Source organism: Kitasatospora sp. NPDC097691 (genome assembly GCF_040302665.1).
GTDB lineage: Bacteria > Actinomycetota > Actinomycetes > Streptomycetales > Streptomycetaceae > Kitasatospora.
Genome location: NZ_JBEORY010000020.1, coordinates 79,021 through 91,406 on the forward strand (window position 1 = coordinate 79,021; position 12,386 = coordinate 91,406).

A 12,386-nucleotide genomic window follows, 5' to 3' on the forward strand; every position below is an offset into this window, starting at 1 on the left:
ACTGCGGTCCTTCTAGGCGGGGGAGGGTGTCCTAGCAGCCGGCCACCCGACACCACCGATGGGTGTCATTGGGGACCAACCGAACAAAGATGGGACAGTACCTGGCGAAAGCACCAGTGTCGCAAACGAACAGTCCGGGTACGCGCATTGTCCAAATCGGCACATATCGATGTACAAACCGGACACTTCGCAAACGGCGCATCTGCCGGCGAGCAGCTAAGCAGCAGCTCAGGGCCGTGACGGGGGTCATCCGACGAGCACCGCCCGCAGCACCGAGCGGGCGATCGGCGCGGCCAGGGCACCGGCGCGCCGCCCCGCGCGCCGGTTCATCCCCCTGACGAGCACCCCGCACGTGCACGGACTCCTCGTCCTCCTCGTCGCGGTGCGTCCGCCGCTGCCGGAAGCTCCCGGCCCCCCGGCGGCCTGATCGACCGCGCGCGGACGAAGCCCCTGCGCGCACCGATTCGCCGCCCACGCGCCGGAGTTCACCCGGGGGTGGGCCGACGCACGGTCCGGACTCGTTTCGCCACGGCGAACTGATGATCCCTAGGATCGGCCGGGTGACTACCGGACGACGACCACAGACCAGGCTCGGCAGCCTGCTGGCCGCCCTGGCGATAACGGGCGCCTCGCTGCTCCTCGGCCTGCCCGCCCACGCCGACGAACCATCAGCCGGCGCCGCCCCCGCCCCCAAGGAGGCCCCCCGGGTCGACCTCGTCCTGGACGTCAGCGGCTCCATGACCGCCACCGACATCCAGGGCAAGAGCCGCATCTCGGTGGCCCAGCAGTCGCTGAACGAGGTGATCGACGCGCTGCCCGCGGAGACCGAGTTCGGCATCCGCACCCTGGGCGCGACCTACCCCGGCAACGACAAGAACCTCGGCTGCCAGGACACCAAGCAGCTCTTCCCGGTCGGGAAGACCGACAAGGTCGAGGCCAAGACCGCCGTCGCCACCCTGCGGCCCACCGGGTTCACCCCGATCGGCCTGGCCCTGCGCGGCGCCGCCCAGGACCTCGGCAAGGGCGAGACCACCCGCCGGGTGGTGCTGATCACCGACGGCGAGGACACCTGCACCCCGCCCGACCCCTGTGACGTCGCCCGCGAACTCGCCTCCCAGGGCATCCACCTGGTGGTCGACACCCTCGGCCTGGCCCACGACGACAAGACCCGCCAGCAGCTGCTCTGCATCGCCAACGCGACCGGCGGCACCTACACCGACGTCCGCACCCCGCAGCAGCTCACCGACAAGGTGAAGCAGCTGGTCGACCGCTCCAACGACACCTACACGGTGACCCCGGTCAAGACCGCCGGCACCGACAAGTGCGAGAGCGCCCCGGTGCTCGCCCCGGGCGTCTACACCGACCGGGAGAAGTTCTCCGAGCACCGCGTCTACAAGGTCCCGGTCAAGGCCGGCCAGGAGCTGCGCGCCTCCGTCAGCGTCGCACTCGACCGCCCGGTGGCCCGGGACTACGGCGTCCTGCTGCAGGCCACCAGCGCGACCGGTCAGGAACTGGTCCGCGGCACCGACGCCGGCAGCAGCCGCACCGACGTGATCTCCACCGGTCTGCGCTGGTCCACGGACGACTCCAAGGGCTATGTCACGGCGAGCCCGACCGCCTCGTCGGACTCCTCGAAGGAGAAGCCGACCACCACCGTCTGCCTGGTCGTCAGCAACTCGCTGGCCCCGCAGGCCGGCGTGCAGGCCGACCCCGGCCTGCCGCTGGAGCTGACCGTGGACCTGGCCTCCTCCTCGCCCGCCCCCGAGGGCGCCGCGATGGGCCTCGGCCGCGGCTGGATCCTGCTGCTCACCCTCACCCTGGCCGGCCTGGTCTTCGGCCTGCTGTTCGGCTGGATCGCACGTTGGCGGATCGCCGTCTGGCGGGAGAACTGACCATGCGTACGACGATTCGCGGCGGCCTCGCCGCCCTCGCCCTGCTGCCCGTCCTCGCCCTGGGCGCCCCCGCGGCCTCGGCCGCGCCGTCCCCCTCGGCCAGCGCGAGCGGCGCCCCGGCCCCGGCCACCAAGGCCGGTACGTCCTTCCTGACCGCGGTCAACCTCTCCCCCGGCCAGGACGCCAACGTCGCCGCCTCCACCGGCGACTACCTGTACTGGGCGTTCGGCGCCTCCGAGGGCCAGACCCCGACGGTCAACCTGACCGTCAACCTGGCCCCCGCGACCGACCGCCACGGCCCGCAGACCTGGTCCGTCGAGGTCTTCGACGGGCTGCGCCGCCGCCAGGCCTGCACCGCCGGCACCCAGAACGCCACCGCCGACCAGAGCGCCACCGCCGTGGCGCTGAACTGCACCCTGCGCGAGGTCCGCACCTGGGCCGAGCCGTGGTCCGGCGACCCGCTGCCCGGCACCTACTACGTGCGGCTGTCGGTCAGCGACGTCCCGCAGCCGGACCTCGGCCTGGCGTCCTCCGTGCAGCTGCACGTCGCCGCCAAGGGCGACTCCGACAACGCCCAGCCGGAGGGCGGGGAGCTGAAGGCCCCGCTGGTCCCGCCGGCCGGCGGCGGTGCGAGCACCGCCAAGGCGGCCGCCCCGGTCGCGGAGGAGGAGCACTGGTACACCGGCTGGTTCTCCGGCTGGAACAGCCGCTGGTACTGGACGATCGGCGGCGGCTTCCTGGCCGCGCTGGCGGGCGTCCTCGGCTACAACCTGACCCGGCACCCGCACGGCCGGCGGCCGGGCCACCACGGCGCCGTGCCGCCCCAGGGCTCGCACCAGAGCGGTTCCTACGCCGACCGCCCCTGACCCGCGCCCCGACAGCCCGAGGGCCGGCCGGAGAACTCCTCCGACCGGCCCTCGGCCGTGTCCGGCCCCGGAACGGGTGTCAGCCACGGTGTCAGCCCCGGAAGAGGTCGTGCCCCACGTCGGACGGGACGACGTCCTGGACCGGCTTGCTGTCCGGCCCCGGCACGTGCTCGCCGGGCACCGGCTCGCCGCTCTCCCGGTGCAGCAGCACCACCCCGTCCTCGGCCCAGAGCTGCCTGTACCCGTGGTCCAGCAGCAGCCGGATCCGCGCGGCCTGCTCGGTGTCCGTCGCGAACGGGAAGGAGCGCTTGTTCGACCGGGTGAGCACGTACTCGCGCCCGCGCGGCGTCCCGTCCACCAGCACCACGTCCGTACGGGCGGTCAGCCGCGGCGCGATCTGGTTGTCCGCCTCCACCGAGGCCCCGTCCGGGATCAGCGCCGCCGCCCGCACCAGCGCGGCCTCGCTCGGCTTGGCCTCCCAGGAGGACGGCACCGCCAGTTGGACCAGCCCGATCGGCACGGCGGCCACCAGCGCGATGCCGGCCGCGCCGAGCCCCAGCAGTCGCGCCCGCCGGACGGTCCGCTCGGGCCGCTCGGTGCTGCTCAGCCGGCCCAGCACCTCGACGGCGGCGGTGAGCAGGATCGGCCAGAGCATCGAGTCGTAGTGCCGGGCGATCGACCAGTGGTTGGGGTTGCTGGACAGGATCCGCTCGGCCAGCAGCGGCACCGCGCACAGCACGGTGGCCGAGCGCAGCGGCAGCAGGAGCGTCGTACCGAACAGCCAGAGCAGCAGCAGCGGCTTGAGCGGCTGGTCGAAGGCGGTCTGCACCAGCAGGAACGGGTTGTGCAGCAGGTGGCGCAGCGCGTCCCCGCCGTCCGTGCCGAGCGCCGCGTAGTTCCAGTAGTAGCCCGGCTCCCCGCCCATCGCCGGGATCAGCCACGTGATCGCGACCGCCGAGGCGACCGGGCCGCCCAACAGCAGCCCGAGGCCGGTGAAGCGGCCCGCCCGGTCCCCGGTGCGGCGGGTGCGCAGCAGCAGCACCAGCCCGTACGCCCCGACCATCAGGCCGAGGTCCTCCTTGGTGCAGCACAGCAGGACGGCGGCGAGCACCACCGTGCCGTACCGGCGGGCCAGGCCGCGCTCCAGCATCAGCAGGGTCAGCGGCACCGCGAAGGCGACCTCGTGGAACCCGACCCGGGCGGCGACCAGCAGCGGCCAGCCGAGCGCGTAGGCCGACCCGGCCAGGTCGGCGGCCCGCCGGGCGGTGCGCGGCCGGGCGGCGGCGAAGGCGTGCACGGCGATCCGCCGGATCAGCGGCACGCCGGCCGCGAACAGCAGCGACTGCCCGATGATGAGCGAGCGCGGGTCGTCCCAGATCCAGTACAGCGGCGCGAGCAGCGCCAGGACCGGCGAGAAGTGGTCGCCCAGCAGCGAGAAGCCGGGCGGGAACTCGTGGTGGTAGCTCTTCAGCGTGGAGACGGGCAGCCCGAAGTGGGCGTAGCCGCGTACGCCCTGGTCGAAGATGCCGAGGTCGAAGCCGCCGAGCGACACCGACGTCCAGCCCTGCAGGCCGACGGCGCACATCACCGCGAAGCAGAGCGCGGTGAGCAGCGCGGTACGCCGGGCCGGGCCGTGCAGGAGGGCCGCGGCCGCGTTCCGGGCGGCCGGCGCGGCGGCGGGCGGCGACGGGGGTGCGGTCTGGGTGGTCACGTCAGGTCTGATCCGTCCGGTCTGGGTCCGTCGGGTCCGGTTGGTCGGGTCCGGTCCGTCAGGTCCGGTTCGTCAGCGCGGGATCGCGGTCCGGCTCGGTGGCCGGCAGCGCCCGGGCTCCGCCGCCGGTGGCGTCCACGGCCTGCCACCGGGCGCGGTACAGCCGCACTCCGAGGACGACCAGGACGGTGATCCCGATCGGCGCGTAGAGCGCGCCGGGCAGTTGCCAGTACCAGGCGACCCCGCGGCCCCACCGGTGCGGCACCGTCCACATGACGTGGGAGAGGAAGACGAGGAGGGTCACGCCGAGCAGGACCTGTCGCGCCCTCGTCCGGGCCTCGACCACCAGCAGGGCGATCAGCGGGATGCACCAGACCCAGTGGTGGGTCCAGCTGATCGGCGAGACCAGCAGGGCGGTGAACGCGGTGCAGACCCCGCCCCAGGCGTCGGCCCGGCGCAGCACCCGCGCCGAGCGCCCGGCCAGCACGGCCACCCCGAGTCCGAAGGCGCCGACCAGCGCGGAGGCGGCCAGGCCGACCAGGCCCGGGTCGTTGACGTCGAGCAGCCGGCAGACGGCGCCGCGCAGGGACTGGTTGTCCACCAGGACGGTCACGCCGACCCGGCTCGGGTCCCAGAGGTACCTGGTCCAGAACCCGTACGAGGCGTCGGGCAGCAGGGCCCAGCCGATCAGGCCCGCCGCCAGGAACGTGCCGGCCGAGACCAGGGCGGCCCGGACCCGGCCGGTCAGGAAGAGGTAGACCGCGAACAGGCCCGGGGTGATCTTGATGGCGGTGGCCAGACCGATGCCCACGCCCTTGAACCGGTTGCGGTCCGAGCGGGTCAGGTCCCACAGCACCAGGCAGAGGATGCCCAGGTTGACCTGGCCGTACTGGAAGGTGGTGAACACCGGCTCCAGCCAGATGCCCAGGCCGGTCGCCAGGATCACCACGGCGGGGCGGTTGTGCTTCGCCCACCCGGCCAGCTTCAGCGACAGGTGCACCGCCAGGGCGAGCAGCCCGTAGTTGAGGAGCATCACCAGCACGCGCAGGGTGCTCACGTCGAACCAGGTGCTCGGCACGAAGAGCATCGCGGCGAACGGCGGGTAGGTGGCCGGCAGGTCCCAGCCGGGCAGCCGCATCGCGTACAGGTCCTCGCCGCGGACGACGGCCTGGCCCTCGGCCCGGTAGACCAGCATGTCGACCATGGTGGCCCCGTGGGCGTGCCGGAAGCAGGCGAACACCGCCAGTGACACCGCGGCCACGCAGGTCGCCGCGAGGGTCCAGGAATTCGATCTTCCGGTTTCCGGGGTGCCGCCGGATTCGTCCGGGCCGGACTGCCGCGCCCACCGTGTCAGACCGAACTCGCGCACCGCGATGGCACCCCGTTGAGATAGACCAGATCGTTCCGTCGTCAGCGTCTGGGCCAACCCACCATAACCGACCCCCCTGAGACCCAAACCGCGTCAGAAACCGCCCCCGGAAGGCGTTGTGATCCCGACCACAGCGGGCCGTCGGGCCGGTGTGGGACCACCCCTGCGCCACAAAACGCGAAATCCCGCCGGGAGTTGCCTCCCGGCGGGATTCGGTCGACCGGCCGGAGCCGATCAGTTGGGTGGAGCTGAGGGGATTCGAACCCCTGACCCCCTCGATGCGAACGAGGTGCGCTACCGGACTGCGCCACAGCCCCAACGAGAAGAAACTCTAGCACCTTTCGGAGGGGGTCCGTGACCACCCCCCGGACGCGGCGCCGGTCAGGGGGTGGCCCGGGTCATTCGTTGGCCGCGCGGGGGCGGGACTCGGGGGCCTGCGGCTCGGCGTACTGGTCGAAGAGCGGGGTGCTGCGGGACTCGGCGGGGCGGCCCGCCGTCCAGGTGCCGGGGGCCGACAGGTCGAGGCCCCGGGAGACCCGGGGGGCGACCGGCGCGGTGACGTAGGTCGGCAGCGGGACGGGCACCGGCTCCCAGGAGTCCGGGCCGGCCGCACCGCGCTCGCGCATGCCGTCGACCCACTCCTCGTGCTCGGTCGCCTCGGCCACCGCGGAGGCGGACGGCACCAGGACGGTGACCTCCTCCGGGTCGACGGCCAGCCGCAGGTGCGGTCGGCGCGCGGCGCGCTCCTCGGCGGGCGCGGCCTGGGCCGGCTCCGCCCCCTCGGGCACCCCGGCCGGGGCCGCGGCGGCCGACGGGGCCGGGACGCGCTGCTGCTCGCGCTTGCGCAGCCGCTCGGCCGCCTGGGCCGCCCGGACGCGGTCGAGCTTCACCTCGTACCGCTGGCGCTCCAGCTTGCGCAGGTGGCCGATGTACAGGGTGAGGAGGACCGCGGGAACGGCCGGGACCCAGAGGAAGGCCAGTCCGGCCACCGCCGCGACCACCGCGCCGAGCGCGAAGCAGAGGAAGAGGCCGGTGACCATCCGGCGCCGGCGGGCCAGCAGCCGCGCCCGGCGTTCGACCCCGACCTGCAGCGCCGGGGCGGGCCGTTCGGCCGGCCGCTCCACCGGGGGTTCGGGCTCCCGCGCCGCGGGGTCGCCGGTGGCGGCCCCGTCCCGTCCGGGAGGGCCGTCGTTGCTGTGCTCGTCGTCACGCGGTTCGTCGCCCAGGGCCCGGGCTGCCCGCCGCTCCAGCGCCGAACGCCCGGCCAGCAGGCGGATGGCGGTGCTGAAGCGTTCCGTCGGGCGCGCCTCGTTGAGTTCGTCCTGCCTGCGGAGCCACATCGGCACCAGATAGGCGGCCCAGGCCCCTACGATGACGGCGTAGATAAGGCCGCTACTGCTCACGATTCACACCGTACGGGCGCCGGGAAGGCCTGGCAGCAATTTGGCCCGGCGTGTCGTGTGATCAAGCTGATTCTCCGACTATTTTGCCGGCATTTGTGACGGTCCGCCACCGGGCCGATGCCATATCGATATTTCTTTCGAACATATATTCAATTACTTGGCCGGTGTCCGGAGCTGAGTGTGCGCCAGCGCTCCAGCATCCCCTCCGGAACCTCCTCGTCGGTGAGCGCGTAGACCAGGTGGTCGCGCCAGTCGCCGTCGATGTGGAGATAGCGCGGGCGGATTCCCTCCGAGCGGAAGCCGAGCTTTTCCACCACGCGCCGACTCGGGCCGTTCTCCGGACGGATGCAGACCTCGATCCGGTGCAGCCCGAGCGTGTGGAAGCAGTAGTTCACCGAAAGCGCCACGGCGGCCGGGATGATGCCGCGGCCGGCCACCGCCTCGTCGACCCAGTACCCGATGTTCGCCGAGCACATCGAGCCCCAGGTGATCCCGCCGACGGTCAACTGGCCCACCAGCTCGCCCTTGTAGAGCACGACGAAGGGCAGCATCCGGCCGGCCGAGGCCTCGCCGCGCAGGAAGCGGACCATCTGCCGGTAGGTCGGGCGGGGCCCGGCGGCCTGGCCGGCCGGGCCGGGCGGCACGGTGGCCTCCCACCGCCGCAGCCAGTCCCGGTTGCGGCGGCTCACCTCCTGCCAGTCGCGCTGGTCGCGGGCCCGGATCGGGCGCAGCGCGACCTCCCCCTCGTGGAGTTCTACCGGCCAGCCGGCGTTCAGTGCCCTCTCCTGGATGCTGGAGCCCCGGGTGCCGGGGCGTCGGGCCGGGGGTGGTCCCCGCCGCGGAGCTGGTCGACGGCGTGGGCGAGCAGCGGCTCCAGGACGGCCAGGCCGTCCCTGACACCGCCGGTCGAGCCCGGCAGGTTGACGATCAGGGTACGTCCGGCGAGCCCGGCGAGCCCCCGGGAGAGCGCCGAGGTGGGCACCTTCTCGCGGCCGTACGCACGGATGGCCTCGGCGATGCCGGGGATCTGCCGGTCGATCACCCGGGCGGTCATCTCGGGGGTGAGGTCCATCGGCGAGATGCCAGTGCCGCCGGTGGTCAGCACGACGTCGTAGCCGGCCGCGACGGCCTCGCGCAGCACGGCCTCCACCGGCTCCCCGTCCGGGACGACCCGGGGGCCGTCGGCGGTGAAGCCCATCGCGGTCAGGCCGGCCACCAGCAGCGGGCCGCCCTTGTCCTCGTAGACCCCGGCCGAGGCCCGGTTGGAGACGGTCACGGCCAGCGCCCTCCCGGCCGGCGCCGTCATGCGTCCACCTCCGGCGCGAACCAGTCGCCGCTCTTGCCGCCGGTCTTGCTGAGCACCCGGACGGACTCGATGGTGGCGCCCTTGTCCACGGCCTTGACCATGTCGATCACGGTCAGCCCGGCCACCGCGACGGCGGTCAGCGCCTCCATCTCGACGCCGGTGCGGTCGGCGGTCCTCACGGTGGCGGTGATCTCCACCGCGTCGTCCGCGACGGCGAGGTCGACCTTGACGCCGGAGACGGCGATCGGGTGGCAGAGCGGAACGAGGTCCGGGGTCTTCTTGGCGCCCATGATCCCGGCGATCCGGGCCACCGCGAGGGCGTCGCCCTTGGGCACGCCCTCGCCGCGCAGCAGCTCGACCACCTTCGGGGAGACCCGCACCCGTCCGGCCGCGACGGCGGTGCGCGCGGTGGTGGCCTTCTCGGAGACGTCGACCATGCGGGCCGCGCCCTGGTCGTCGACGTGGGTGAGGCGGTCGCCGGGGGGAGGTGTCGTCACGGGTGGCTCCAGGGGCGCGCAGGTCGAAGTACCGCGCTACCGTACAACTCCGTGACTCCCCGGGCGCTCAGGAGTCCAGCAGCACCACGTCGACCGCGCTGCCGGCGGGCAGGTCGGTGACGTCCTCGGGGACGGTGATCAGGCAGTCGGCCCGGGCCAGCGCGCCGACCAGGTGCGACTCGGCGCCGCCGACCGGCTCGACCGTGCCGTCCGCCGCCGAGTAGCGGCCGCGCAGGAACTGCCGTCGGCCGGCCGGGGAGCGCAGCGCGGTCGGGCAGAGCGCGCGGACCACCGGGCGGTGCACGTCGGCGGCACCGAGCATGGTGCGGATGACCGGGCGGACGAACAGCTCGAAGGAGATGTAGGCGCTCACCGGGTTGCCGGGCAGGGCGAGCAGCGGCACCCCGGCCGCGTCGCCGATCCGGCCGAAGCCCTGCGGCTTGCCGGGCTGCATCCGCAGCTTCCGGAACTCGACACCGCCGTAGGACTCGAAGACCTCCTTGACCACGTCGTACGCGCCGACGCTGACCCCGCCGCTGGTGACGATCAGGTCGGCCCGGCCGAGCTGGTCCTCCAGGACGGTGCGCAGCCGGTCGGCGTCGTCCGGGACGGCGCCGACCCGGTAGGCGATGGCGCCGGCCTCCTGGGCGGCGGCGGTGAGGGTGAAGCTGTTGGAGTCGGCGATCTGCCCGGGGCCGACCGGCTCGCCGGGCTGGACCAGCTCGCTGCCGGTGGACAGCACCACGACCCGCGGGCGCGGGCGGACCTTCACGGTGGCCCGGCCGATCGCGGCGAGCAGGCCGAGCTGGGTGGGGCCGAGCCGGGTGCCGGCCTCCAGGACCTTCGAGCCCGCGGCGACGTCGCTGCCGCGGCGGCGGATGTGCGCGCCCTCGGCGACCGCGCGCAGGACGCGGACCTCCTCGTCCGGGACCGGTGCGGTCATCGCGGCGGCGGCCACTCCGGTGCCGGTACCGCCGTCGGTCCACTCGACCGGGGCGACGGCGCGGGCGCCGGGCGGCACGGGGGCGCCGGTCATGATCCGGGCGGCCTGGCCGGGGCCGACCCTGGGCAGCTCGTCCGCGCCGGCGGCGATGTCGCCGACCACCGAGAGCACCGAGGGGTAGGTGTCGGTCGCGCCCTCGGTGTCGGCGGTGCGGACCGCGTAGCCGTCCATCGAGCTGTTGTCGAAGGGCGGGAGGTCGCCGTCGGCGACCACGTCCTCGTCGAGCCGGCAGCCCCGGGCGTCGAGCAGCCGGAGCTCGATCGCGGGCAGCGGGCCGACGGCGGAGAGCACGTCGGCGAGGTGCTCGTCCACCGTCCAGAGGCGGGGGGCCGCCGGTGCCGGGTCCGCTCCGGCGTCGCAGCAGGCTGCGGGCGTGGTGCTGTGCTCGGTGGACCCGGTCATCGGCGGCTCGCTCTCTGTCGTGTCAGTCCTGCATCTCGGAGCCGACGAACTCCCGCAGCCAGGAGCGGAACTCCGGGCCCAGGTCCTCGCGCTCGGCGGCCAGACGGACGATAGCGCGCAGGTAGTCGGCGCGGTCGCCGGTGTCGTAGCGGCGGCCCTTGAAGAGCACGCCGTGCACCTGGCCGCCGTCCGCCGGCTCACGGGTGGTGAGCTCGCGCAGGGCGTCGGTGAGCTGGATCTCGCCGCCGCGGCCGGGCGGGGTCTCGCGCAGCACGTCGAAGACCAGCGGGTCGAGGACGTAGCGGCCGATGACGGCGTAGTTCGAGGGGGCCTCGCCCGGCTCGGGCTTCTCGACCAGGTCGGTCACCTGGAAGACGTCCTCGCCGAAGCCGTTGGCCTTGACGGCGGCGCAGCCGTAGAGGTGGATCTGGGAGGGCTCGACCTCCATGAGGGCGACGACCGAGCCGCCGAGCTCCTGCTGCACCTCGATCATCCGGGAGAGCAGCGGGTCACGCGGGTCGATCAGGTCGTCGCCGAGCAGGACGGCGAAGGGCTGGCCGGCGACGTGCTGCTCGGCGACCGAGACGGCGTGGCCGAGGCCCTTCGGGTCCCCCTGGCGGACGTAGTGCATGTTGGCCAGCTCGACGGACTCCCGGACCCGGGCCAGGCGCTGCTGGTCGCCCTTGCGCGCCAGGAGCTCCTCCAGCTCGTAGGCACGGTCGAAGTGGTCCTCCAGCGCGCGCTTGTTGCGGCCGGTGACCATCAGTATGTCGGACAGGCCTGCGGCGGAGGCCTCCTCGACGACGTACTGGATGGCCGGCTTGTCGACGACCGGAAGCATCTCCTTCGGGGTGGCCTTGGTCGCCGGGAGGAAGCGGGTGCCCAGTCCGGCCGCGGGTACCACGGCCTTGGTTACCGGAACTCGGGAGTTGGTCGTCGTCATGCGTTTACCTTACTCAGGCACGTTTTCGCCCGGCCGAGCGCGGTCGGACGGCTAGGACAGCACGTCGCGGGGCACGGCCACAGTGGCTGGCGTATGGGATGGGACCGGCTGGGCGAGGGGGTCCCCTCCGGCACAGGCCGACAGACTACCCGGCTTTCCCGAACGGTCACGTTCGGCAGTCGGACCGGGCTCCGTGCCGGAATCGACCGGCCGGGGAAGCCCGGCGGCGGGCCCGTCGCCGTGGCGCGGCGAGATCCGCCAGCAGTCGCCGCCGGCCGCCCGGGCCTCGGCCAGCGCCGTGTCGGCCGCGCGCAGCAGGACGGCGGCGTGGGCCCCGTCCTCGGGCATCACGGCGATGCCCGCGGCGGCCGTGAGCCCGTTGCCGTGCACCGGGCGGGACTCGCGCGTCCCGGAGGACCAGTCGAGCAGCAGGTGGCGGCGGACCGACCAGACCAGCCGCTCGGCGACCTGCACGGCGCCCTCGGCCCCGGTGTCGGGCAGCACCACCAGGAACTCCTCGCCGCTGTACCGGCCGAGGGTGTCGGCCCGGCGGATCTCCATCGCGAGGCGCTGGGCGAGGTCGCGCAGTATCGTGCCGGCCCGGCCGCGTCCGTGCTCGGCGACGACCGCGTCGAAGCCGGTGATCGCCAGCATCAGCACGGCGAGCGGGCGGGGGCCGTCGCCCGGGTCGGTGTGCTCGGCGCGCCGGGCCCGTTCGATCTCCCGGTCCAGGGTGAGCTGCAGGTGGCGGTAGTTCCACACGCCGGTGAGCGGGTCGCAGGAGGCGGTGCGCTCCAGTTCGGCGCAGCGGGCCTCCAGCTCGGCGATCCGCTCCCTCAGCCGCTCCGTCCCGGCCGCGGCCCCGGCCCGGACCCGCCGCACCCGCAGTCCGAGGGCGGTGGCGCCGGCCAGCGCGGGGGCGCTGAGCGCGGCCAGGGCCTGGACCAGCAGCGGGGTGGACAATCGGGGCGCCCTTTCGCGTGGCAGGCTCTGC

Annotated in this window: 11 protein-coding genes and 1 tRNA gene; 2 read left to right on the forward strand and 10 right to left on the reverse strand. The window is 73.8% G+C overall.

Annotated elements, in window-relative coordinates:
• Window positions 1-560 precede the first annotated feature (560 nt).
• Window positions 561-1,892, forward strand: a complete 1,332-nt coding sequence (locus tag ABTY56_RS16785) for a VWA domain-containing protein (protein WP_502893137.1) — start codon at window positions 561-563, stop codon at window positions 1,890-1,892.
• 2 nt (window positions 1,893-1,894) lie between these two features.
• Window positions 1,895-2,758, forward strand: coding sequence for a peptidase (locus ABTY56_RS16790; protein WP_350629549.1), 864 nt, complete (start codon window positions 1,895-1,897; stop codon window positions 2,756-2,758).
• A gap of 91 nt (window positions 2,759-2,849) precedes the next feature.
• Here ABTY56_RS16790 and ABTY56_RS16795 read toward each other — a convergent pair whose 3' ends face one another.
• From ABTY56_RS16795 to ABTY56_RS16840, 10 genes are all read right to left on the reverse strand, one after another.
• A complete protein-coding gene (locus ABTY56_RS16795) occupies window positions 2,850-4,469 on the reverse strand; it encodes a DUF2079 domain-containing protein (RefSeq protein ID WP_350629550.1) in 1,620 nt (539 codons plus the stop codon).
• 58 nt (window positions 4,470-4,527) lie between these two features.
• The gene (locus ABTY56_RS16800; RefSeq protein ID WP_350629551.1) at window positions 4,528-5,730 is read right to left on the reverse strand and encodes a glycosyltransferase 87 family protein; all 1,203 of its coding nucleotides are present in this window, start codon (window positions 5,728-5,730) and stop codon (window positions 4,528-4,530) included.
• Between the two features lie 351 nt (window positions 5,731-6,081).
• A tRNA-Ala gene (locus ABTY56_RS16805) sits at window positions 6,082-6,155 on the reverse strand.
• A gap of 81 nt (window positions 6,156-6,236) precedes the next feature.
• Window positions 6,237-7,241 carry a divisome protein SepX/GlpR gene (gene sepX / locus ABTY56_RS16810; RefSeq protein WP_350629552.1) on the reverse strand — a complete coding sequence of 335 codons (1,005 nt, stop codon included), beginning with the start codon at window positions 7,239-7,241 and terminating at the stop codon, window positions 6,237-6,239.
• Between the two features lie 149 nt (window positions 7,242-7,390).
• Window positions 7,391-8,017 carry a GNAT family N-acetyltransferase gene (locus ABTY56_RS16815; RefSeq protein WP_350629602.1) on the reverse strand — a complete coding sequence of 209 codons (627 nt, stop codon included), beginning with the start codon at window positions 8,015-8,017 and terminating at the stop codon, window positions 7,391-7,393.
• Complete coding sequence (locus tag ABTY56_RS16820) at window positions 8,014-8,547, reverse strand: MogA/MoaB family molybdenum cofactor biosynthesis protein (protein WP_350629553.1); 534 nt, start codon at window positions 8,545-8,547, stop codon at window positions 8,014-8,016. Before ABTY56_RS16820 ends, ABTY56_RS16815 begins: the two co-directional genes overlap by 4 nt.
• Complete coding sequence (gene moaC, locus ABTY56_RS16825) at window positions 8,544-8,984, reverse strand: cyclic pyranopterin monophosphate synthase MoaC (RefSeq protein WP_350629603.1); 441 nt, start codon at window positions 8,982-8,984, stop codon at window positions 8,544-8,546. The genes ABTY56_RS16820 and moaC overlap by 4 nt, the downstream gene beginning before the upstream one ends.
• Window positions 8,985-9,111: 127 nt before the next feature.
• Window positions 9,112-10,449: a molybdotransferase-like divisome protein Glp gene (gene glp / locus ABTY56_RS16830; protein ID WP_350629554.1), complete on the reverse strand. Its 1,338-nt coding sequence runs from the start codon at window positions 10,447-10,449 to the stop codon at window positions 9,112-9,114.
• A 22-nt stretch (window positions 10,450-10,471) separates the two neighbouring features.
• Window positions 10,472-11,392 carry a UTP--glucose-1-phosphate uridylyltransferase GalU gene (galU, locus tag ABTY56_RS16835; protein ID WP_350629555.1) on the reverse strand — a complete coding sequence of 307 codons (921 nt, stop codon included), beginning with the start codon at window positions 11,390-11,392 and terminating at the stop codon, window positions 10,472-10,474.
• A 51-nt stretch (window positions 11,393-11,443) separates the two neighbouring features.
• On the reverse strand, window positions 11,444-12,355 hold the full coding sequence (locus ABTY56_RS16840) for a GGDEF domain-containing protein (RefSeq protein ID WP_350629556.1): 912 nt from the start codon (window positions 12,353-12,355) through the stop codon (window positions 11,444-11,446).
• Between the last annotated feature and the right edge of the window lie 31 nt (window positions 12,356-12,386).

Coding starts and splice junctions, on each gene's coding strand:
- ABTY56_RS16790 (WP_350629549.1), top strand. CDS start 1,895: ATGCGTACGACGATTCGCGGCGGCCTCGCCGCCCTCGCCCTGCTGCCC.
- ABTY56_RS16820 (WP_350629553.1), bottom strand. CDS start 8,547: ATGACGGCGCCGGCCGGGAGGGCGCTGGCCGTGACCGTCTCCAACCGG.
- moaC (WP_350629603.1), bottom strand. CDS start 8,984: ATGGTCGACGTCTCCGAGAAGGCCACCACCGCGCGCACCGCCGTCGCG.
- glp (WP_350629554.1), bottom strand. CDS start 10,449: ATGACCGGGTCCACCGAGCACAGCACCACGCCCGCAGCCTGCTGCGAC.
- galU (WP_350629555.1), bottom strand. CDS start 11,392: ATGACGACGACCAACTCCCGAGTTCCGGTAACCAAGGCCGTGGTACCC.